Source organism: Janthinobacterium sp. SUN211 (assembly GCF_030587315.1).
Taxonomy (GTDB): Bacteria; Pseudomonadota; Gammaproteobacteria; order Burkholderiales; family Burkholderiaceae_D; genus Janthinobacterium; species Janthinobacterium kumbetense.
Genome location: NZ_JAPWIC010000001.1, coordinates 243397 through 263931, shown reverse-complemented (window position 1 = coordinate 263931; position 20535 = coordinate 243397). Strand labels below are relative to the sequence as shown.

Annotated in this window: 21 protein-coding genes; 6 read left to right on the top strand and 15 right to left on the bottom strand. The window is 65.6% G+C overall.

Annotated features, from left to right (window positions below; genetic code table 11):
* Positions 1 to 121: 121 nt before the first annotated feature.
* The 3 genes from O3301_RS01155 to O3301_RS01145 are packed head-to-tail and all read right to left on the bottom strand — an operon-like array spanning position 122 to position 2423.
* Positions 122 to 1099 carry a DUF4880 domain-containing protein gene (locus tag O3301_RS01155; protein ID WP_305055245.1) on the bottom strand — a complete coding sequence of 326 codons (978 nt, stop codon included), beginning with the start codon at positions 1097 to 1099 and terminating at the stop codon, positions 122 to 124.
* Between the two features lie 8 nt (positions 1100 to 1107).
* A complete protein-coding gene (locus O3301_RS01150; protein ID WP_289915395.1) occupies positions 1108 to 1683 on the bottom strand; it encodes an RNA polymerase sigma factor in 576 nt (191 codons plus the stop codon).
* Positions 1680 to 2423 carry a hypothetical protein gene (locus O3301_RS01145; protein WP_305055244.1) on the bottom strand — a complete coding sequence of 248 codons (744 nt, stop codon included), beginning with the start codon at positions 2421 to 2423 and terminating at the stop codon, positions 1680 to 1682. The genes O3301_RS01150 and O3301_RS01145 overlap by 4 nt, the downstream gene beginning before the upstream one ends.
* A 209-nt stretch (positions 2424 to 2632) precedes the next feature.
* On the opposite strand from O3301_RS01145, the gene O3301_RS01140 reads away from it, so the two are divergent.
* From O3301_RS01140 to O3301_RS01130, 3 genes are read left to right on the top strand one after another with little or no spacing between them, the layout of a single operon-like run.
* Complete coding sequence (locus tag O3301_RS01140; protein ID WP_251349043.1) at positions 2633 to 3649, top strand: M14 family zinc carboxypeptidase; 1017 nt, start codon at positions 2633 to 2635, stop codon at positions 3647 to 3649.
* Positions 3646 to 4461 (top strand): alpha/beta fold hydrolase, encoded by an 816-nt coding sequence (locus O3301_RS01135; protein ID WP_305055243.1) that lies wholly within the window; start codon positions 3646 to 3648, stop codon positions 4459 to 4461. Before O3301_RS01140 ends, O3301_RS01135 begins: the two co-directional genes overlap by 4 nt.
* Positions 4452 to 5501: a serine hydrolase gene (locus tag O3301_RS01130; protein WP_305055242.1), complete on the top strand. Its 1050-nt coding sequence runs from the start codon at positions 4452 to 4454 to the stop codon at positions 5499 to 5501. The genes O3301_RS01135 and O3301_RS01130 overlap by 10 nt, the downstream gene beginning before the upstream one ends.
* 3 nt (positions 5502 to 5504) lie before the next feature.
* On the opposite strand, the gene O3301_RS01125 is transcribed toward O3301_RS01130, so the two are convergent.
* Both O3301_RS01125 and O3301_RS01120 read right to left on the bottom strand, forming a co-directional pair.
* The gene (locus O3301_RS01125) at positions 5505 to 6635 is read right to left on the bottom strand and encodes a YbfB/YjiJ family MFS transporter (protein ID WP_305055240.1); all 1131 of its coding nucleotides are present in this window, start codon (positions 6633 to 6635) and stop codon (positions 5505 to 5507) included.
* Positions 6632 to 7504: a LysR substrate-binding domain-containing protein gene (locus O3301_RS01120; RefSeq protein WP_305055239.1), complete on the bottom strand. Its 873-nt coding sequence runs from the start codon at positions 7502 to 7504 to the stop codon at positions 6632 to 6634. Before O3301_RS01120 ends, O3301_RS01125 begins: the two co-directional genes overlap by 4 nt.
* Positions 7505 to 7591: 87 nt before the next feature.
* On the opposite strand from O3301_RS01120, the gene O3301_RS01115 reads away from it, so the two are divergent.
* Complete coding sequence (locus O3301_RS01115; protein WP_305055238.1) at positions 7592 to 8653, top strand: nitronate monooxygenase family protein; 1062 nt, start codon at positions 7592 to 7594, stop codon at positions 8651 to 8653.
* A gap of 90 nt (positions 8654 to 8743) precedes the next feature.
* Here the strand turns inward: O3301_RS01115 and O3301_RS01110 are convergent, their stop codons facing one another.
* The 3 genes from O3301_RS01110 to O3301_RS01100 form a co-directional block, all read right to left on the bottom strand.
* Positions 8744 to 8947: a hypothetical protein gene (locus O3301_RS01110; RefSeq protein WP_139144478.1), complete on the bottom strand. Its 204-nt coding sequence runs from the start codon at positions 8945 to 8947 to the stop codon at positions 8744 to 8746.
* Positions 8948 to 9043: 96 nt separating this feature from the next.
* Positions 9044 to 10135: an agmatine/peptidylarginine deiminase gene (locus O3301_RS01105; RefSeq protein ID WP_305055237.1), complete on the bottom strand. Its 1092-nt coding sequence runs from the start codon at positions 10133 to 10135 to the stop codon at positions 9044 to 9046.
* A 22-nt stretch (positions 10136 to 10157) separates the two neighbouring features.
* On the bottom strand, positions 10158 to 11315 hold the full coding sequence (locus O3301_RS01100; protein ID WP_305055236.1) for an agmatine/peptidylarginine deiminase: 1158 nt from the start codon (positions 11313 to 11315) through the stop codon (positions 10158 to 10160).
* A 124-nt stretch (positions 11316 to 11439) separates the two neighbouring features.
* Here O3301_RS01100 and O3301_RS01095 point away from each other — a divergent pair, with 124 nt between their 5' ends.
* Positions 11440 to 12336 (top strand): LysR family transcriptional regulator, encoded by an 897-nt coding sequence (locus tag O3301_RS01095; RefSeq protein ID WP_305055235.1) that lies wholly within the window; start codon positions 11440 to 11442, stop codon positions 12334 to 12336.
* Here O3301_RS01095 and O3301_RS01090 read toward each other — a convergent pair whose 3' ends face one another.
* The 6 genes from O3301_RS01090 to O3301_RS01065 form a co-directional block, all read right to left on the bottom strand.
* On the bottom strand, positions 12337 to 12888 hold the full coding sequence (locus O3301_RS01090; protein WP_305055234.1) for a phospholipase D family protein: 552 nt from the start codon (positions 12886 to 12888) through the stop codon (positions 12337 to 12339). It abuts the gene before it with no gap.
* Between the two features lie 161 nt (positions 12889 to 13049).
* A complete protein-coding gene (locus tag O3301_RS01085; RefSeq protein ID WP_251349063.1) occupies positions 13050 to 13547 on the bottom strand; it encodes a hypothetical protein in 498 nt (165 codons plus the stop codon).
* A gap of 169 nt (positions 13548 to 13716) precedes the next feature.
* Positions 13717 to 14571 carry a toxin-antitoxin system YwqK family antitoxin gene (locus O3301_RS01080; protein ID WP_305055233.1) on the bottom strand — a complete coding sequence of 285 codons (855 nt, stop codon included), beginning with the start codon at positions 14569 to 14571 and terminating at the stop codon, positions 13717 to 13719.
* A 147-nt stretch (positions 14572 to 14718) separates the two neighbouring features.
* Positions 14719 to 15768: a hypothetical protein gene (locus O3301_RS01075; RefSeq protein ID WP_305055232.1), complete on the bottom strand. Its 1050-nt coding sequence runs from the start codon at positions 15766 to 15768 to the stop codon at positions 14719 to 14721.
* A 21-nt stretch (positions 15769 to 15789) separates the two neighbouring features.
* A complete protein-coding gene (locus tag O3301_RS01070; RefSeq protein WP_305055231.1) occupies positions 15790 to 16587 on the bottom strand; it encodes a hypothetical protein in 798 nt (265 codons plus the stop codon).
* A 47-nt stretch (positions 16588 to 16634) separates the two neighbouring features.
* A complete protein-coding gene (locus O3301_RS01065; protein ID WP_305055230.1) occupies positions 16635 to 18167 on the bottom strand; it encodes an MFS transporter in 1533 nt (510 codons plus the stop codon).
* A 118-nt stretch (positions 18168 to 18285) separates the two neighbouring features.
* Here O3301_RS01065 and O3301_RS01060 point away from each other — a divergent pair, with 118 nt between their 5' ends.
* Complete coding sequence (locus O3301_RS01060) at positions 18286 to 19146, top strand: LysR substrate-binding domain-containing protein (protein ID WP_305055229.1); 861 nt, start codon at positions 18286 to 18288, stop codon at positions 19144 to 19146.
* Here O3301_RS01060 and O3301_RS01055 read toward each other — a convergent pair.
* A complete protein-coding gene (locus tag O3301_RS01055; RefSeq protein WP_305055228.1) occupies positions 19126 to 20517 on the bottom strand; it encodes an MFS transporter in 1392 nt (463 codons plus the stop codon). The genes O3301_RS01060 and O3301_RS01055 overlap by 21 nt on opposite strands.
* Positions 20518 to 20535 lie beyond the last annotated feature (18 nt).

Here is a 20535-nt window from a genome sequence, read left to right as displayed (position 1 = left end):
TAGCGCAAGCGTCCATGCCTCCATGACGTAGCCGGATGGCGGAAGGGATAATGTTTTTTGAAAAATATTTTCAGATATTTTCAAATAAGCCTGCCAAAGGGAAACCTGGAATCAGCGGAAATCAACTGAGCAGCACGATGCCGCCCGGCAAACTGGTCATTTGCGCGCCGTACAGGTCGCGTATCATCGCCAGCGCGCCATCGGTTTGCCCGATGGAAAAACGCATGCGCACGAGGCGGCGCCCCAGTTCGGCATTGCGCAGCAACACCCGGCCCGGCCGGTAGCGGTTGATTTCATCGACGACTTCGGCCAGCGGCTTGCCGACAAACGACAGCGCGCCCGTGCGCCACGCGCTGGCCTCCTCCGCTGGCGCGGCCGTGGCCGCCTGCACGCCCCGGTCATCGTAGACCAGTTGCTGCCCCGCATCGAGGGTCTGGCGCCGCTGCTGCCAGACCACGTCCACGGCACCCGCCAGGCAGGTGACGCACACGGCATCGTCCGTGTGGCGCACGTTGAAGCGGGCCGACTGCGCCAACAAGCGCCCCGCGCCTGCCACCACCGTGACGGGCTGGCGCGCGCCGCTGGCGAGGATTTCCGCTTCGCCGCCCAGCAGTTCGATGGCTTCCGGCGCCCGCACATCGATGCGCGTCTGCGTATTCATCTGCACCGTCATCTGCTGCGACACGGCCACCTGCCGCTGCTCGCCCGTGCCCGTGCGGTAATCGGCGCTCCATTCCTGCAGCGACGGCCAGGCGCCCAGCGGCGGGCGCAAGGCCAGCACGGCCACGCCGGCCGCCAGCGCGCCGCCCAGGAAAGCCCGGCGCCCGGGGCGCGGCGGGAACGCCAGCACGTTCGCCCGCTGCGGCGCGGCGGCGCGGCTCAAGGCGGGATCGAGCGCCTGCCACACTTGCTGGAGTTCGCGCCAGGCGCGCGCATGCGCGGGGCTGCGCGCGCACCAGGCGCGCAAGGCGTCGGCGTCCGCCTGCGTGAAATCGTCGCCGCGCAGCCGCGCCCACCAGGCAGCGGCTTGCCGGTCGATGTCAGCGTCGCTCTCGGCGGTATGGGAAGGGGCGCGTGGATCGCGGTCAGGAGCAGTCATGAGATTCATCAATATTTACGGCGGCCCGACACATCGCTGCGCTGGGCGGCGTCGGCGTCGGCCATGCACGTTTTACAGTGTTGCATGGCGGCCTGCAATTCTTTCTTCACCATCGCCACGGAAATGCCGAAGCGCTCGGCAATGTCCGCATTGAGCAAGCCATCGACCCTGGCGGCCGTCAGGATGGCGCGGCGGCGCGGCGACAGGCCCGCCAAGGCCGCGTCGAGCGCCTGCACGTCGAGGCGCGCCGAGACGATGCGCGCCGGGTCGCTGATGTCGTCGCCCGCCTCGTCGGCCATGTGCATCAGCTCTTCGCGCTCGCGCTCGGTGACGATGATGCGGTCGCGGCGGTAGGCATCGGTAGCGATATTGGCCGCCATGCGCAGCAGATAGGCGTCGGGATTGTGGACGGGCGCGGCGGCGGGACCTGGCGCCACCATCGCTTCGAGGCGCAGCCACGTTTCCTGCAGCGCATCGGCCGCATGGTGCTTGCAGCCGACCACGCGCTCCAGGCGCCAGCGCAGCACGGCGTAGCGCGAACTGAGGTGGCGTTTCAGCTTGGTGCGCAGGTCGGGCATGCTCATGGCGCGAGCCTTCCCATTGTTCCGGGGGCGCAATCGACTTCGCTGCCCGGCCCTTGCGGCAGCAGCAGGATGGAGACGGGCTGCGGCATCGACGGCTGCGGCGCCGCGCCCACGCGCATGCCCAGCACCAGGCGCGCGATGGCCGTGTCGCGCGCGCGCAAGCCCGTGCTGTCGAGCAGGTGCACGCGGTCCACCACGCCGGCGCGGTTCAGATACAGTTGCAGCGCCAGCCGATAGCCGCCGGGACGCGTCTGCGCCGCGCGGCACAGCAAGCCCAGCAGCACGTGCTGCAGGCGGCTGACATAGGCCGCATGGTCGCCGCCGCCCTGCATGGCGCCCGGGATGTCGGCGGCGGCCACGACGGCGGCCTGCGGCAGCTCCGCCGTGGCGGCAACGCCAGCGCCGGCCGGGGCGTACACGATGACGGCTTGCGCGTCGGACAGGCGCGATTGCAGGCCCGTGCCTTCCAGCAAGGCTTGCAGGGCCGCGCCGGCCGCATGGGCGCCGCGCACGGCCCCCGACCGGCGCTGCGCGTAGCGCTGGTCCATCAGCACGGCGATGCCCGTGCGGCGGCTGTACAGGTCGAGCGCGTCGCCCAGGTTTTGCGCGGCGATATCGAACTGCAGCACGGGGCCGTCGGCGGACTGCGCCCGCACGGGTCCCACCGCGGCCAGGAAACCCAGCAAAACCAGGTATCCTGCCAGCGCAAGCACATGGACGGATGCCGGGCTGCCTGTCATATCGCTATCGAGTCGCTATCGTGTGAGGGGGGAATTGCATGGAAACAAGGCATTGCCAAGTAACAACTCTTGCATCAACTGCAATAGCCTACACAGAAAAAATGACGGCTTCGTGACATCGCCAGCGTGCATAAATTTCGCCATGCGGGACGTCCGGCGCGCCACCTATTTCGGCTACACTGGCTGTCACTTTCCCTTTCAGACGCCTGATGATCGAAAAGAATCTGCCCGAGCTGGTCATGCTGAAGCGCCTCATCGACGAGGGCGGCAGCCACCTGGAAGTGGCCGCGCCCTGCAGCATCGCCATGGATGGGCGCGAGTTTCCCGTGTACTCCATCGCGCTGGGCAATCCGAGCCCCGACGTGCCCGTGCTGGGCTTTTTCGGCGGCATCCATGGTCTCGAGCGCATCGGCACGCAAGTCATCCTGTCATTCCTGGAAAGCCTGGTCGCACGCCTGCGCTGGGATGCCACCCTGCACCAGCAGCTGGAAAGCATGCGCCTCGTGTTCATGCCGCTGGTCAATCCGGGCGGCATGTGGCAAGCCACGCGCTGCAATCCGCGCGGCGTGGACCTGATGCGCAACGCGCCGCTGAGCGCGCGCGAAAAAGTGCCGTTCATGCTGGGCGGACAGCGCTACAGCGCCCGCCTGCCCTGGTACCGGGGCGCGGCCGGGGGGCCGATGGAGCTGGAAAGCGCCGCCGTGTGCGACCTCGTCGAGCGCGAACTGCTGTCGCGCCAGTTCAGCATCGCCCTCGATTGCCATTCCGGCTTCGGCTTGCGCGACCGTATCTGGTTTCCCCACGCGCACACCAAGGTGCCCATCGAACACCTGGCAGAAATCGGCGCGCTGGAAGAGCTGTTCAGCCAGAGCTACCCCAACCACAACTATGTATTCGAGCCGCAAAGCCGGCAATACCGCACGCATGGCGACCTGTGGGATTATCTGTACCTGAACGGCACCAGCTATACCGGGCGCGTGTTCCTGCCGCTGACCCTGGAAATGGGTTCCTGGCTGTGGGTCAAGAAAAACCCGCGCCAGCTGTTCAACCGGGTCAGCATCTTCAACCCCACGGCCGCGCACCGCCTGCAGCGCGTGCTGCGGCGGCACCTGGTGTGGTTCGATTTCCTCATGCGCGCTGCCAGCAGCCACGGTCGCTGGATGCCGGAAGGCTTGCTGCGCAAGGCACAGCGCCGGCGCGCCCTGGCGCAATGGTATGAATCATGACGCAGATCAACACGCACGATAACTGGGTCTTGCTGCGCGGCCTGATGCGCGAACAGCGCCACTGGGGCAGCTTCCCTGCCACCCTGGCGCGCGCCCTGCCCGGCGCCCGCATCGTCACGCCCGACCTGCCCGGCAACGGCACGCGCCATCTGCAAACGAGCGCCACCCGCGTGGCCGACATGGTGGAAGACTGCCGCCGGGAGTTGCTGGCGCGGGGCATCCCGGCGCCCTACCACTTGCTGGCCCTGTCCCTGGGCGGCATGGTGGCCGTCGAATGGGCCAGCCGCTACCCGCAGGAAATCGTCCGCTGCGTGCTGATCAACACCAGCATGCGGCCGTTCAATCCCTTCCATCAACGCCTGCGCTGGCAAAACTACGGCGCCCTGCTGCGCCAGCTGCTACTGGGCGATGCCGCCAGCCAGGAAGCATTGATCTTGCGCCTGACGAGCCGTCGGCATGCCGGCGGCACTCCCGCGCTGCTGGCCGACTGGCTCAGTTACCAGCGGGAATACCCGGTGAGCCGCCGCAACGCGCTGCGCCAGCTGCTGTCGGCCGCCCGCTACCGCGCGCCCCTCGTCCGCCCGGCCATGCCCGTGCTGGTGATGGCCGGCGCGCAAGACCAGCTGGTCGACCACCGCTGTTCGCAGCGCCTGGCCCGCGCCTGGCAAGCCGATTGCCTGATCCACGGCGACGCCGGGCACGACTTGCCGCTCGACGAGGGGGAATGGCTGGCGCAATCGGTGGCGCGCTGGCTGGGGGTGGCAGCGGCAGGCGATGAGCAGACCAACACGGCACAATCATCATGCCGATAAGCGAGCAAAGAGAGCAACTGGCGGAACTGGTGCAAGCCGGCGTGCGCGAACATATTTTCCCAGGCGCGGCCTGGGCCGTCGGCACCGTCGACCACGGCGTGGCGGGCGCGGCCGGGCGGCTCACGCCGGAGCCCGCCAGCGCCGTCATGCAGGTCGACACCCTGTTCGATATCGCTTCGCTGACCAAGATCGTCAGCGTCTGGTCGCTGATCGGCAGGCTGATTGGCCAGCAACGCCTGCGCCTGGACGACCGGCTGGCCTACCTGCTGCCCGGCACGGCGGGCTACGCGCTGGCGCCCATCACGATTTTCCAGCTGCTCACCCATACGGCCGGCTTGCCGCTGCGCGCCCGCCTGCGCGCCAGCTATGGCGAGGTGTACGACGATATCGTGCGCGGCGTGCTGCGCGAGCCGCTGGAAGGCACGCCGGGCCAGGCTGTCGAATACACGGACCGCGCCGCCCTGATCCTCGGCTTTGTCATCGAGCGCCTGCTGGGCCAGCCACTGGAACAGGCGCTTGCAGAGCATGTGCTGCAGCCGCTGGGCATGGCCGCCACGGGCTACGGCCCGCTCGCGCCACGCCACGGCCAGTTAATCGCGCCGACCGAGTATTGCGAACAGGCGGGCGCCCACCTTGCCGGCGTGGTGCATGATTTCTCGGCCCGCCTGCTGGGCGGCGTGTGCGGCATCTCCGGGCTGTTTTCCAATGTGCCCGACTTGCAGCGCTTCCTGCGGGCAATGCTGGCGTCAGGCCTGCATGGCGCAGGCCAGGTGTTTGACGCCGGCTGGGTGCACGCTTCACTGACGGTGCAGACGGGCGACTTGCGGCCGTCGCGCGGCCTGTTATGGCATCCGGCGGCAGGCACCGGGCCGCAAGACGATGTCTGGTGCCACCAGGGGTTCACGGGCACGGCCATGTGGCTCAGCCCACGGCGCGGCCGCTATGCCGTGCTGCTGACGAACAAGCTGTATTACACGCGCGATTCCTCCCGGGTCAACGCGCTGCGGGGCGACTTCATGCGCTGCGCCTTCGGCCTCTGAGGTTTACAGGCGCCAGCTCACCGCGATGGCCAGCAGCAGCGCGCCGGCCGCCGCCACCAATGCACCATTGAAATTGTGCGACTGCGCATACAGGCTGCCGGCCAGCACGGGGCCGATAATCTGTCCGATGCCATACACCACCGTCATGATGGCCATCATGCTGGCGCCCGCCTTGCCGGCTGCCCGCTGCGCAGCCGGCATGGCGATGGTCACCGTGCCGACGAACGTGCCGCCGACGAGGATGGCGCTGAGCAAATAGCCGGCGGCCGAGGGCGCCAGCACGGGCAGCGCCACGCCCAGCGCCTGCAGCAGCAAATTCAGCCGCAGCGCCTGGCGCGTGCCCAGGCGCTCGTGCAGCCGGTGCCACAGGAAACACGAAGGCGCCGCGCCCAGGCCGAACACGGCCCACACGTGGGCGGAATTGAGATTCGGCAAGGCCACGCCCACCAGCACGGGCAGATAGGTGGCCGTGACGATGTAGCCGAGTCCCGCCAGTCCATAGATCAGCACCAGCGGCCAAGGCGCCACGGGCGCCAGCGCCGGCGCGGCCGGTGCGGGCGGCGCATTGGGGGTCGCCTGGCCGCTCACGGCAAGCGCGGGCGCGGCCGCCAGCCCCGCCAGCACGGTGACCCCGGCCAGCAGCAGCCACATGCCGGCGCTGCGCCAGCCCAGGTGCGACGCCAGCACCAGCAATTCAGCCGAGACGGCAATGCCGGCGCCCACGCCCGCGTACAGCAACGGCGCGCCGCGCGCCTGCCCGCGCTGCACCAGCAGCCACAGCGACGCCGCCACCATGGCCAGGGCGCTGAAGACGCCCGCCACGCCGCGCACCGTCACGATGAGCCAGACGGGCATCGGCCAGGCCAGCACGCCCAGGCACAGGGCCGTGCCGGCCACCGACCATAAACACAGCCGGTGCGCATCTTGCGCCCGCGCGCGCATGGCCAGGATGGCGCCCAGCAAGTAACCGGCATAGTTGGCCGAGGCGGCCAGGCTGCCGTCGCGCAAGGTCAAGACGCCTTCCTCGAGCATGTGCGGGTAGATGGCCGTGAAGGCGAAGCGGCCGAAGCCCATGCCGATGGCGAGGATGACGGCCGCGGCGATGGCCGCGCGCAGCCTGGCCGCCCCGCTCACGCCGCCTCGCCGAGCTGCGCCAGCAAGTGCTGGAACGCGGGCACGTCGAATCCCGCGCGCCACACCAGCACGGTGTCAATTTGCCCTGCGGAAATAGTCGCCAGGGTGGCCGGCGCGCCGGACAGCGCCAGCACGCTGGCGGGCAGCAGGGTCACGCAGGCGCCGGCCGCCACGCAGGCGATCATGCAGTGATACGAGCTCATTTCCTGCACCCGCCACTGCGTGCTGCCGGCCACGCCCAGCACCTCTTCCGCGATGCCGCGGTAGGTGCAGCCCTGCGGAAACGCCGCCAGCGAACGCGTGCGCACATCCATGGCGCGGCGCACGAGCCCTTCGCTGGCCGGCAGCAGCAGGCACAGTTCCTCGCGCCACACGGCCTTCGACGCCAGGCCCAGCTCCGCCAGCGCGGCGGCGCCGCCGAACGCTGGCGGCAAGGCCACGAAAGCGCAGTCGAGCAAGCCCGTGCGCACTTGCTCGATCAGGGGCCGCGACGGCCCCGTGCCCAGCGCCAGGCGCGTCGCCGGATAGCGCGCGTGATACGCGGCCAGCAAGGCCGGCAAGCGGCTGGCCGCCGTGCTTTCCATGCTGCCGACGCGCAAGGTGCCCCCCTCGCGCCCGCCCGTGACGACATGCCGCGCTTCGTCCGCCAGCGCCAGCAGGCGCTGCGCATACTCGAGAAAGCGCTCGCCCGCCGCCGTCAGGGCCATGCGTTTATTGGTGCGCACGAACAGTTCCGCGCCGATATCGGCTTCCAGCTGCTGGATGCGCGTGGTGACGCTGGACGGCGCGCGGCCCAGCCGCGCGGCGGCCTGGGTGACGCTCAGTTCACTGGCGACCGAGCAAAAAATCCGCAATGATTCCGAATCCATCGTATTCTCTTTTTGAAAATGATTATGCTATTATATTCTTAAAATACGAATTAAATGCAGCATCCTCAACTTCATGAAGGAATCATCATGACGTCAATCCAGCGCTTCCTCGACCGTCTCGGCTTGCAATTGCCCATCATCCAGGCGCCGATGGCGGGCGTCTCCACACCGCGCCTGGCCGCCGCCGTGTCGAACGCGGGCGGCCTCGGTTCACTGGGCATCGGCGCCGGCACCGTGGCGCAGGCGCGCCAGATGATCGCCGACACGCGCGCGCTGACGGACAAGCCCTTCAATATCAATGTGTTCTGCCATGCGCCAGCCGTCAGGGATGCGCGGCGCGAAGCGGCTTGGCTGGCCCATCTGGCGCCCCTGTTTGCGGAGCTGGGTGCAACCGTACCAGAGGCGCTCGACGAGATCTATAAAACGTTCATCGGCGACGAAGCGGCGTTTGCCCTGTTGCTGGAACAGCGTCCCGCCGTCGTCAGCTTCCATTTCGGCTTGCCGACGCAGCAGCAGATCGCCGCCCTGCGCCAGGCCGGCATCTACACGATGGCCACGGCCACCAATGTGCGCGAGGCAGCACTGATCGAACAGGCGGGCGTCGACGCCATCGTGGCGCAAGGCGTGGAAGCGGGCGGGCATCGCGGCGTCTTCGACCCGCAAGCGCCGGACGAGCGCCACAGCACCACCGTGCTGCTGCGCCTGCTGGCGCGCCGCACCGCCCTACCCCTCATCGCCGCCGGCGGCATCATGGATGGACATGGCATCCGCGCCGCGCTGGACCTGGGCGCGGCTGCCGCCCAACTGGGCACGGCGTTCGTGCTGTGCCCGGAATCGTCGGCCAATGCAGGCTACCGGGCCAACCTGAAAAGCGGACGGGCGGCCAGCACCCGGCTGACCAGCGTGCTCTCGGGCCGCCTGGCGCGCGGCATGGTGAACCGCTTCATCGAATATGGCGAAGCGCCGGGCAGCCCGCCGCCGGCCGACTATCCCGTCGCCTACGATGCCGCCAAGCAATTGAACGCGCTAGCCAGCCAGCGCGGCGACAGCGAATTTGCCGCCCAGTGGGCCGGCCAGGGCGCCCCGCTGGCGCGGGAAATGGGGGCGGAGGAGTTGGTGGCCACCCTGGCGCGGGAAATGGCCCGCTGATTCCAGGATGGCGTTGAGGTGACGTACTACAAGGCCAGCCTGTGGGCTTGCCTCGCACGGCTGGCAGTGGACGGATGACTGCCACGTGTCTTATTTTTTATACCGCGTCGCCAGCAAATAAACGCCAGCAGCCAAGCAGACCATGCCGACCAGGCTCAATCCCGCTTGCGACAAGCCGGACCAGAATAATGAGCTGGCCAGGGCGGCAGTCATCACCGGCTGCAATTTAAAGGCACACATGCCGATACCCAAAAAAAGCAGTCCGCGGACGGTGCGAGGAGACCAACTATTCATTTTCTTCCCATTCTTGTAAGCGCATGCGCGCGGCTGGCAAATCTTACACGAGGCGCGCGTCAGGAAAGCAGCGAATTTCCCTCAGCTATCCGCGCCTCACGCCGGCTGCTGCTGCGTGGTGCAATGGATGCCGCCGCCACCGGCCGCGATGGCGTCGATGTTCAGCTGCACGATGTCGCGGCCGGGGAATTGCTCGCGCAGGATGGCCTTGGTGTTGCGGTCGGCTGCCGCATCGCCGAATTCCGGACACAGCACGGCGCCGTTGCAGACATAGAAATTGATGTAGCCGGCGGCGAAGTCCTTGTTTTCATAGCGCGGACGGACTGACCCAGGTCCGGGCAAGACCACCACCTGCAGCGCACGGCCGCGCGCATCCGTGGCCTTGCGCAGGATGTCGAGGTGGCGCTGGGTGATGGCCCGTTCGGGCGACGCCGGGTCGCTGTCGAAACCGGCCGCCACGACGCCGGGGGCGCAGAATCGGGCATAGAAATCCGTGTGGCCATCGGTAATGTCCTGGCCGGCGATGCCGGGCAGCCAGATGACTTTTTCGATGCCCAGCAGCCGGCGCAATTCACGTTCGCATGCTGCCTTGCCAACGCCGGGATTGCGGTTGGCGTTCAGCACACAGCTTTCCGTGATGATGGCCGTGCCCTGGCCATCGACTTCGATGCCGCCCCCTTCCAGCACCAGGCTGCTTTCCAGCACGGCCACGCCGGCGCGTCCGGCCACAAAAGGGGCCACCTGCGCATCGTCGTCGTAGTCCTGCTTTTCGCCCCATCCATTGAAATTGAAATTCACGCCGGCCAGCGCCCCGCCCGCCTTTTTCACGAAGACGGGCCCCGTGTCGCGCATCCACAGGTCGTCGATGGGCTGTACCAGCAGCTTGACCTTGTTGCCGCACAGGCGAGCCGCCACGTCGTAATCTTCCTCGTTGACGAGCATGTGCACGGGTTCGACGCTGGCGATCGCTTGCGCGATGCGCGCCAGATCCGCCTGCGCGCCCGCCTTCAGGCGCTTGCCCCAGACGTCGTCATTCGCGCCGAAGGCCATCCACGTCGCGGCGTGGCGCTCGCCTTCGTCGGGCATGCGCCAGCCGGCGCCGGCCGCCAGCGCGGACAAGGCCGGCAAACCGGCTGCGGCGCTGGCCGCCAGGCCCATGGCGCCGTTCAGAAAATGTCGTCGTTGCATACTATTCTCCTGTGCGGCGCGCTTACGCCGGTTCCTGTTGCGTGGTGCAATGGATGCCGCCGCCACCGGCCGCGATGGGGTCGATATTGATCTGGATCACGGCGCGTCCCGGATACAGCTGCGCATACTGCGCCTTGGCGCTGGCGTCCGCTTGCGCATCGCCGAATTCTGGCAGGAAAATGGCGTTGCTGGTGGCATAGTAATTGATGTAGCCGGCGGCGAAGGTGTTCGGGTTGTTTCCAGGCCGAATTTTCTCGGGGCCATCGATGACGACGATCTGCAGCGACTGGCCATCCGCATCGGTGGCGCCGCGCAGGATCTCCAGGTGGCGCCGGGTCAGCGCGTAATCGTACGATGCCGGGTCCATCTCGCGGTGCGCCGCCACCACGCCGGGGCGCACGAAGCGGGCGTAAAAGTCCGTGTGGGCATCCGTGATGTCCTGGTTCTTGATGCCTGGCAGCCAGATCACCTTGCGGATGCCGAGCAGCCGGCCCAATTCCGCTTCGCAATCGGCCTTGCTCCAGCCCGGATTGCGGTTGCTGTTCAGCACGCAGCTTTCCGTGATGATGGCCGTACCCTTGCCATCGACTTCCAGCGCGCCCCCTTCCAGCACCAGGCGCGTGGCCAGCAGCGGCACCTTGGCCTGGGCCGCGACCACGTCGGCCACCTGGCCATCCTTGCCGGACTGCTGCTTGTTGCCCCATCCATTGAAGTTGAACTTCACGCCGGCCCGCTCGCCATTCGGCTTGCGCACGAAGACGGGCCCCGTGTCGCGCATCCAGACATCATCCATCTCGGCGGGAATCAGGTTCACGCGGGCGTCCAGCAACTGCCGCGCACTGGCCAGCTCGGCAGGACGCACCAGCATGTTGACGGGTTCGTAGGCGGCGATCGCGTTGGCGATGCGCACCAGCGCCAGCTGCACTTGCGGCACTTGCGCGCGCGTCCAGACGGCGTTCGAGGCGCCATACGCCATCCACGTCGCCTTGTGGGCTTCGGCCTCGTCGGGCATGCGCCAGCCGTCGGCCTGTTGCACGCCACCGCCGCTATTGATCGGAGGCAATGGCGCGACGGGGCCCGTTTCCGGCGTGCCGCCGCCGCAGCCGGCCAGCATGCCGCCCATGGCCAGCGCGCTGCCGCCCAGCATGCAATGGCGCAAGAAATATCGACGTGTGTTCATATCCATCCTTGATTAGTTAGTCAGAGTGCCGCGCAGTCGATGCGCTGGCATGGACGGCATTGTGGAGCGATCAAGATATGAAAACAAATGATATGATTTACGCCAATTCATTAGGTTTTCTCATATGTCAGAACATCGCATTCCCTCGCTGAAGTTATTGATGGGCTTTGAAGCGGCCGCCCGCCACGGCAATTTCTCGCGCGCGGCCGACGAGCTGCACGTGACGCAGTCGGCCATCAGCCACCAGGTGCAATTGCTGGAAGAACAAGTCAAGCAGCCGCTGTTCCGCCGCGCGGGACGGGGCGTGGAACTGACGGTGGCGGGCGAAGTACTGCTGCGCAGCGTGCAGCGCTCGATGACCGTGCTGCGCAGCGGCCTGGGGCGCATCGCCACCTATCTCGATCCGGGATTGGTCGTGCTGGTGTGTCCGGCACCCCTGCTGCACGGCTGGCTGCAGCCCCGGCTGCGGGAACTGGAAACGCGGCTGCCCGAACTGTGCTTGCTGCTGTCGGTCGACGAGAGCGCCCGCTTCGTCGATGAAATCGACGTCGATATCGCCATCGGCGAGCGCCCCATCCTGCAGCCGGACTTGCAGGAAATCCCCCTGCTGCGCGATGAATGGGTGATGGTCGCCAACAGCGAGCTGGCGGCGCGGCTGGCCGGCGTGCCGCAGGATGCGCATCACCTGCACGCGGATCTGGTGTGTCTGGAAGAAAGCTTGACGGGCGACACTACGGCGCCATTGTTCCTGGGGCCGCTGGCGCGCTTTCGCAAGCGGGCCATCTATGACGATGCGCGCCTGTTGCTGGACGCCACCCTGGACGGGCGCGGCATCGCCTGCCTGCCGCGCCTGCTGGTCGATGCCAGCCTGGCGCGCGGCCTGCTGCACATCCTGCCCGCTTATCCGCGCGTGCCCGGCGCCACGTGGTGGCTGTCGGGCGTGGCGGAACACCCGCGTTCGCCCATCGTCGGGCAAGTATTCGACTGGCTGCGCGCGCAAGGCGCGGCGCAGGGGCAATGATCAGGGCCGCGGCACGCGCACATAGTCGACGCCGCTGGCCCAACGGTTTTCCCAGTGCGCCAGATACGACTGCGCCAGGCGCTCGCTGTGCCACACGACGAGCACGTTTTCGCTGTTGGCGGTGGCCGCATCGGCCGTGTAATTGAAGCTGCCGTTTTGCACGGTCACGCCATCGACAACGATGTACTTGTCGTGATGCAAGGCATAGCGGGAAATCAGGCGCGTGGGAATGCCCGCGCCGACGAGCCGGTCCAGCGCGGCCCGGCTGTTCTTGCGCGCGTTGCGCCGCGTATCGGCCAGCACCCGGACATCCACGCCCCGTTGCCGCGCCCGCAGCAAGGCCTCGACCACATGGGGCGAGCTGAACGAATAAGCGGCCAGCCGGATCGTCGACGCCGCGCTATCAATGACCTTGAGCACCAGCGCCTCCGCCCCGCCATCGGGGGAAAACGCGTTCTCGATGGTGACCACAGGCGCGGCGTCGGCGGCAAGCGCCGCTGGCGAAACGCCGTTAGCCAGGCACAGCGCAACGGCAAGTACGAGATTCTTCATCGCTGGCATTTCCCTGTTTCAATAATCGGGGGTGGACGAACAAAAAATGTGGACACAGTCTGCAGGCAGACTCGTCGCCTGGGCGACCGTCCGCTGTCGCCCCGAAGCGGACCTCCACGCGTTCGCAAATACCCTGCATCGGCACCTGCTGTAGCCAGGAGTTACGATAAGGTATGAGCTTCTACGCCTTCTGCTTCGCACCGCAGATTATGTAGTCTCTGAACAAGAGGATGTTCGGTAATTGGATTCAACATGGCCAGCCGACGCTTGCCGTAACGAGCGTCGATGATCGCTAAACCCCTAACGACTGGATTGTTGTGATCCAACATTTCCTCAACCGTCAGGCTAAGACTGCAGAACAAATCCTTGTTCATCTGCTCCAGAAGAAACAGCCCGCTAGCGTCCATGACAGGCCAAGCCAGCTCGTATGCCTGTGCGGGCGTTGACCCATCGGCGCGATTCTTCGCAGTCAAGGCTGCAAGCGATGACAAATAGCTTAGCGACCCAGTGCTAAAGATTCGGCTACCGTGAAAACTTATCCAGAACTCTCCTTCTTCGTCATGAGAATAGCGATATCGTGTCTGGTTGAGATCAATGCTCGCCACAACGCTCTTCGCGATGCGATCGTGTAGCTGCTTCTTAAGTTGCGACCATCGCATGCTGTCTCGATTCTTTCATTATTACACCGTGATTCATGTACTACGAATGTCCGCTCTTGGCCGATTTCAGCCAACCTCTCCACCTTCAAAACGAACCGGAACCCCACGACGTCGTGCATCACTGCTACGTCTCTCTACATACTCTGGGAGCCTGGCACACCGCATCAGTTCATTTTTTCGACTTCTGACCATTTGAATACACCAGCACACCTTGCTCGTTGAACTGCTGGGTACTCAGCAGCACGCCCTTATCACTGTAAACCTGACGAATGCTTACCTTACCGTTGAGATGGTAACTATTTTGCACACCCACGGGCTGGCCATCGCGCCATTGCCCTCGGAACTCCAGCTTGCCATCACTAAAATAGGTAGTTGCTACGCCGTGTTCGCGGCCATGCTCATCTAGCTCTACCTGCGATTTGATATTGCCATCTCGATCATAATAGCGGTAACCGCCAACCATCTTGCCAGAAACAAAATCGGCTGCATTGGTCTGTCCGGAGATTCGTACCAGATCGCTCTTGATGGTATCGAAAATCTCCACCTTCCAAGTGCCGGGCAACGCTGCTTTTGGTAAGGGCAGCACCAGCACATAAGGCGAGCGATGCTTGACCTGCGGCATCAGCTGTTCGTCCAGGTAGAGGCGCGCCTTGCCGTCGGGACAGGAGTCCGGGCCACAGTCGGTCATCATGCGCGCAAACGGAATGGCCTCATCGCCGGCTTTCCCGACAGGGCAGCCAAACAAGGTCACGACCATTGCTGTCTTGTCACGGATGCGCTCGGCGAGTGCGGGTCTGAGGCTCGCATACTCATCTTTGTTTTCCAGCATCCCCTCTTTTATGCGCAGGTGATTGCCGCCGCAGGCCGTAGATTCCGCCACGGTCAGCACATCGGCGCCTTTGCTATCTTTCTCGTTAGAAATAGCCGTAAACACGTGTCGCTGAATAATATCGGCCTGCGCCACTACTGGCCACAACAGCATCGCACCTAGCGCCACGCATATCATTTTCTGATGTTTTTTCAAGTACATCTCTAATCAAGTGCAACTGTAATATTGACTGGGTTAGCGGAAAAGTGCTTTCCCATGGCCGCTTGTGGCTGCTGTCATTGGCAGCTTACGCCCCATTGTGCCGCCCGAAATCACATTCAACGTCAAAGTGATCGCCGCGCTTCAGTCCGTCAAATGCAGCATGGTGTTATCCATTTGCTTCAACTTTGCTTCGATCTGATCCAACGCATGTAGCTTTTCTTCGCGATGAGACCAGTCACCCGCGGCCAGCGCCTGGGCTCTTTGCTGCCCGATAGCGTCCAATGCCAGTTGTCGCACCTGTTGGTTGCATGCCGCTCTTAACTTGATATCCGCAAATGCAAGAGCAATCGACGCTTCGCAGCGCACATCATCGTCCATGGCGTGTATGTCGGCGTATCCCCACTGCTTTGCCAGTTTCTCGAGGAATCGAATTGGCGTGACATCCTTGTGCGTCTTGTGCCAATCGCGATAGCTCTCCAGAAGATCAGCTCCAGTATCATTGCCGTTCGGCGAGAAATCATCCGCGCAATTCCAAAAAAATGGATCATCCAGCATCTCGCGTGCCTTGGGATGAAAGTCTTCCCAGTCGATTCCCAACTGCTCCCAGGCCGACATTCCATCACGCTTGGCTTGTGCCGCTGCCTTCAAGCCGGATGCCAGGAGTTGCAGAGCTTCCTCGGAATCCGGGACGCGTTTCCTGGCAGCTTCACAGTGGTTCAGAAATTTCTCCAGGCTAAAATCATCAGTGCGCTTCAATCGCTTGCTCAATAGCCCTAATGCATGGATGACTTCATCAACACCTGCTTTAAAAAGTGGCAAGGACAATGTTGAAGAATGCGTCCAGTCCCGGCCTTCCATCAATTCGCTGGCGATGGCGATCTCGACCTTGCCCTTTGCTCTTCGATAAGTGACCTTGGGCAGCGTCGAGCGGAAATTGTTGTGCGTCTCCAACAGAGATTCCAGCGTCTTCTTTGCCGGACCAGAGTCCCTGAAGTGAAGCGTGACCGCAATTTCCTGAATCGCGTCGCCAAAACTGCCGCTGCCCGCGAGAAGAAAATCCCCGATCGGAGACAACGTTGTGTGACCGCCGTAGCAATTATAGGAATTTGCGACTACATGGAAATCCATTGAATACTGCCTTTCATCCGAAATTTCAATTGTTCTGAATGTCGATATATATTGCTTGTTCACCTCAAGCCAGCCATGCCGTGGCTACGGCAGCCGGTGCCGGAACGTCGGTTCGATGTTGCGCGCATGCAGCCAGCGCACGATGTCTTCCAGGGTGGCGTCCTGCAACAGCAAGCCGGACGCGCTGACGGAAGATACAACAGGCGATGTGGCCACGGGAACAGGCGCTGGCGAAGACTCCGAAAGGCCCGCATGTCCCTGCAATTTCGCCAGCGCCTGCGCGAACTGGGCCGGATTGATGCTGCGCAAGCTTTCCAGGAAGCCCAGCTGGGCAGCGGGCGGCGGCGGCATGTCCAGGCCCGGCTCGTCGACGAAGGCGGCGCCCATGCTGGGGTGGATGAAGGCGGCCCACTTGCCCGACGGCTGCAGGCTTGGCGGCAGCGCCACCTGTTCCACGTCGGCGGGCGGCGCGGCGGCAAGAATGTCGGTCGAGGCAGGCAAAAAGGTCGAACGCAGCAGTTGCACGAACTGGCGCGCCTGGGCGACGGGCACGGGCGTGGCCAAGGATAACCACAGCTGGAACGCCGTGCCCGAGATGCTGACGGCGGGCGCCGGCAAGTCCAGCTCGTGTTGCACGGCATTGGCGATCGTACACAGCGCGCTCCAGTGCGCCTCGCCGCCGCCCTTGCCGCCAAACTCCAGCACCAGCGCGCGCGTCAGGCCGCTCCCGGTCACGAGTCGCACCGCTACCGTCTGCTCGCCCGACAGATGGCGCGCCAGCACGGCCGGCGTCAGCGGCTGCGCGCCGCCCTCGCCATCGACATAGTGCTGCTGTTCATCGAACAGGTACAGGCGGGTGAGTTCGGAAATCAGTTTATGCATGGACGGCCTCGTAATGACGTTGAGCAACACTTGTCAACGTGCCCAGATTATAGCCTCCCAAGCCTTGGCGCACCCGCACGTCCGACGCCAAACACGAGCCAGCTGGCCACGGCGAACAGGCAGGCGGCAACGCCGCCGTACAGCATCACGGCGCCAAAACCTTGTGCCAGCGCAAGCTTCGCCACGCCGGCCGGCAGCGCACCGCCCTTGCCTGCCGACACTCCCTCCGCCAACGCCCGCAATGCCGCCCCGTCAATCCCGGCAGGCACATGCCGGCGCAAGGCGGACTGGATGGCTGCAACGAGGATAAAACCCATCAGCGCGATATTGATGGACAGGCTGACCATGCGCGCGCTGATGTCGATGCTGGACGCCATGCCCGCCCGCTCGCCGGGCACGGCAGCCGTCGTCGTGTTGGTGACGGGCGTGTTGGTCAGCCCCAGGCCCGCGCCCGCCAGCAGGCAGCCGGGCAAAATCGTCAGCCAGCTGGCGGCATCCGCGCGGCTGCCCCAGCACATCAGCAGCAAGCCCGTGCCGATGGCCAGCAAGCCGGCGGGAATCACGGCATCGGCCCGGTAGCGCAGCGCCAGCCGCTCGGCCAGCGGCGGCACGAGCAAGGTGGGCAAGGTGTAGGCCAGCAAGGTCAGGCCCGTGTCCAGGCTGCTGTAGCCGAGGCCATGCTGCACGTACAGGGGCAGATAGATCATGAGCGGCCAGAAACTGCAGTTCATGCCCGCCGAACCGAGCAGCGCGCCCGAGAAGCGGCGGATGCGAAATACGGAAAAGTCGATCATCGGTTCCGCCTGACGCCGTTCGATGACGGCAAACGCGGCAAAACCGGCCAGCGCCACGGCCAGGCTGGCCAGCGCAAGGGGATCATCGAAACCCAGCGCCGGCCCCTGCGTGAGGCACCACGCCAGGCTGAACACGGCCAGCGACAGCATGACGATGCCCGCCACGTCCAGTTTGCGCCGCTGCGGGTCGCGCGATTCGCTCACGCCCAGCGCCACCAGCAGCAGGGCCGCCAGCGCCAGCGGCCCGTGCACGAGGAATACCCACTGCCAATTCGACAGCGCGACGATGGCCGCGCCAATGATGGGGCCGAAGCCCAGGCCCAGACCAAACACGATGCCCCAGGCGCCGAACGCCCTGCCGCGCGCGGCGCCGGCCGGGAACTGCTGCGACAGCACGGCTACCTGGCAAATCAGCATGGCGCCGCCAGCCATGCCCTGCAGCGCGCGCGCCGCGATCAGCACGCCCGTGCTGCCGGCCCAGCCGCAGGCCAGCGAACTGACGCCAAACAGCGCCAGGCTGGCGAACAGCAAGCGCTTGCGGCCATAGCGGTCGGCCAGGGTGCCCGTGGCCATCAGCACGGTGGTGCACGCCAGGGTGTAGGCATTCATGATCCACTGCAAGTCCTTGAAGTCGCCATGCAGCACGGTTTCCAGCGTGGGCAGAATGACGGGCACGCTGGAAATTTCCAGGCCAAACATGAGCGAGGCCAGGCAGACGGCGGCCAGGGTCAGTGCGTTTTGTTGCGAAGTAGTCGGTAGCATCGAAGCCTTGATGTCGGTAGTCATGGAGGGGCGCGTAGAGGCGGCGCACTGCGAGCCGCCATTCTAGAAAGCCTAAACTCATGAGGGAAATGATAAAATTTTGTACAATTCATTCATTTTCGTCATGAATCACGGGAACCCCATGGACTTCGATACCGCCCTGCTGCGCGCCTTTGTGGCCGTACAGGACACGGGCGGCTTTACGCGCGCCGCCGAACGGCTGCACCTGAGCCAGTCCGCCATCAGCCACCAGATCCGCCGCCTGGAAGAGCAAGCGGGCACGGCGCTGCTGGTGCGCACGACGCGCAGCCTGCGCCTGACGGAAGATGGCGAGGATTTCCTGCGCCACGCGCGGCAGGTGCTGGCGGCCCAGGAAGCGCTGTCGCGCCGCTTCCAGCGTTCCTCGCTTGCCGGCGCCGTGCGCTTTGGCGTGCCGGAAAATTTCATGGGCGCACGCCTGCCGGCCCTGCTGGCGCGGTTCGCCCACCTGTTTCCCGCCGTGCGCCTGGATGTGACGGTCGGCACGTATCTTGACTTGCAAAAACTGGTCGCCGCCGATGCGCTGGACCTGGCCGTCGTCATGACCATGGCGGACGGGCAAGATGAAGCGGCCGTGCTGCGCCGCACGCGCTTCGTCTGGGCCGCGGCGCAGGATTTCCGGCACGACGGCGCGCTGCCCCTGCCGCTGGCGTTTTCACCGGCGCCCTGCATGCACCGGCAAGTGGGCGTCGACGCCCTCGAGGGCGCCGGCCTCGACTGGCGCGTGGCGTTCACCTCGCCCAGCCAGCAGGGCTTGCGCGCCGCCGTGCTGGCGGGCCTGGCCGTCACGGCCTTGCCGCAAGGCGACCTGGAGCCCGGCATGGTGGTCATCGATGGCCAGCATGGCTTGCCCGCCTTGCCCGCCGCCCGCTTCCAGCTGCTGTGGCGCGCCGCCGGCAGCACGGCGGCGGCCGAAGCGTTCGGACAGTTGCTGCGCGAATGGTCAGCCGCCGCGGCGGCTTGACAGCACCAGCAGCAAGGCCAGCGCCAGCATGGCGCTCGCACCGCCCAGGGCCACCGTCACGCGGTGCGCCAGCAGCGCCGCGCCGACGCGCTGGTGTGCGCCAAAGGACGAGATCGCCACCAGCGCCGCCAGCCCCAGCGAATTGCCCAGCTGGTGCGCCACGTTGACGATGCCCGCGGCGGCGCCCGCATCCTGCGCGGGCACGCCCGCCACGCCAGCCGCCGTCAGCGGACTCAAGGCCATGCCCTGCCCCGCGCCGATCAGCACCATGGGCAAAGCCACGCCCAGCCAGTACGCCGTGCCCGCATCGATACGGCTCAGCCATGCCATGCCCAGCAGGGTTGTCGCCAATCCCATGGCCAGCAGGCGCGCATTGCCCAGGCGGCGCGTCAAACGCGGCACGCACAGGGCCATGCCGAAGTTGACCAGGGTCATGGGCAGGAAAGCCAGGCCCGTCAGCGATGGCGGATAGCGCAGCACCACTTGCAGAAATTGCGTGGTGAAAAAGAAGAAACCGATCATGGCGCCCAGGAACAGCACCCTGGCCCCGTACGCCGCATTGCGCTGCGCATCGGCGAACAGGCGCAGCGGCAGGATGGGCTGCGCGGCGCGCCGTTCGATACCAATGAAAGCGGCCAGCAGCAGCACGCCCGCCGCCAGCGCACCTTGCGTCAAGGAATCGCCCCAGCCGGCGCCGGCCGAGCGGATCAAGCCATACACGAGGGCCGACATGCCGAGGGTGGAACTGGCCGCGCCGGCCACGTCGAAGCGGCCCTGGATGGTTTCACTGTCGGCGATATAGCGGCGCGCGGCCAGCAGCATGGCGGCGCCGATGGGCAGGTTGATGAAGAAGCCCACGCGCCACGACAGCCACTCGGCCAGCACGCCGCCCAGCACCAGGCTCACGCTGGCGGCGATGCCTGCCACCGCGCTGTACAGGGCGATGGCCCGCGTGCGTTCGCGTCCCTCCAAAAACGTGGTTTGCAGCAAGGCCAGGGTGGATGGCGCCAAAATGGCCGCGCCCACGCCCTGGATGGCGCGCGCGGCGATCAGCATGGCCGGCGAGCGCGCCAGGCCGATGGCCAGCGACGCCAGCGTGAACAGCGCCAGGCCCAGTTGCAGCAGGCGGCGCCGGCCAAGCACGTCGCCGGCGCGCGCGGCCAGCAGCAAGCCGCCAAACGTCAGCGTATACGCGCTTTGCACCCAGGCCAGGCCCGTATCCGTAAAGCCCAGTTCCTGGTGGATGTTCGGCAAGCCCGTCAGCACGATGGACGTGTCGAGCACGATCATCACGTAACTGACAAGAATGATGGCGAGAATGGCCGCCTTGTGCGGCGCGGCAGAGGGAGTAGCAACTGGCGGATTGTTCATGCCATCACTGTAAGCCGT

Bases quoted from the DNA above. Each gene is read 5' to 3' on its own strand.
- O3301_RS01110 (WP_139144478.1), bottom strand. From the start codon at position 8,947: ATGAATAGTTGGTCTCCTCGCACCGTCCGCGGACTGCTTTTTTTGGGT.
- O3301_RS01095 (WP_305055235.1), top strand. From the start codon at position 11,440: ATGTCAGAACATCGCATTCCCTCGCTGAAGTTATTGATGGGCTTTGAA.
- O3301_RS01130 (WP_305055242.1), top strand. From the start codon at position 4,452: ATGCCGATAAGCGAGCAAAGAGAGCAACTGGCGGAACTGGTGCAAGCC.
- O3301_RS01090 (WP_305055234.1), bottom strand. From the start codon at position 12,888: ATGAAGAATCTCGTACTTGCCGTTGCGCTGTGCCTGGCTAACGGCGTT.
- O3301_RS01120 (WP_305055239.1), bottom strand. From the start codon at position 7,504: ATGGATTCGGAATCATTGCGGATTTTTTGCTCGGTCGCCAGTGAACTG.
- O3301_RS01145 (WP_305055244.1), bottom strand. From the start codon at position 2,423: ATGACAGGCAGCCCGGCATCCGTCCATGTGCTTGCGCTGGCAGGATAC.
- O3301_RS01065 (WP_305055230.1), bottom strand. From the start codon at position 18,167: ATGACTACCGACATCAAGGCTTCGATGCTACCGACTACTTCGCAACAA.
- O3301_RS01055 (WP_305055228.1), bottom strand. From the start codon at position 20,517: ATGAACAATCCGCCAGTTGCTACTCCCTCTGCCGCGCCGCACAAGGCG.
- O3301_RS01150 (WP_289915395.1), bottom strand. From the start codon at position 1,683: ATGAGCATGCCCGACCTGCGCACCAAGCTGAAACGCCACCTCAGTTCG.
- O3301_RS01115 (WP_305055238.1), top strand. From the start codon at position 7,592: ATGACGTCAATCCAGCGCTTCCTCGACCGTCTCGGCTTGCAATTGCCC.
- O3301_RS01140 (WP_251349043.1), top strand. From the start codon at position 2,633: ATGATCGAAAAGAATCTGCCCGAGCTGGTCATGCTGAAGCGCCTCATC.
- O3301_RS01060 (WP_305055229.1), top strand. From the start codon at position 18,286: ATGGACTTCGATACCGCCCTGCTGCGCGCCTTTGTGGCCGTACAGGAC.
- O3301_RS01100 (WP_305055236.1), bottom strand. From the start codon at position 11,315: ATGAACACACGTCGATATTTCTTGCGCCATTGCATGCTGGGCGGCAGC.
- O3301_RS01085 (WP_251349063.1), bottom strand. From the start codon at position 13,547: ATGCGATGGTCGCAACTTAAGAAGCAGCTACACGATCGCATCGCGAAG.
- O3301_RS01135 (WP_305055243.1), top strand. From the start codon at position 3,646: ATGACGCAGATCAACACGCACGATAACTGGGTCTTGCTGCGCGGCCTG.
- O3301_RS01070 (WP_305055231.1), bottom strand. From the start codon at position 16,587: ATGCATAAACTGATTTCCGAACTCACCCGCCTGTACCTGTTCGATGAA.
- O3301_RS01155 (WP_305055245.1), bottom strand. From the start codon at position 1,099: ATGACTGCTCCTGACCGCGATCCACGCGCCCCTTCCCATACCGCCGAG.
- O3301_RS01105 (WP_305055237.1), bottom strand. From the start codon at position 10,135: ATGCAACGACGACATTTTCTGAACGGCGCCATGGGCCTGGCGGCCAGC.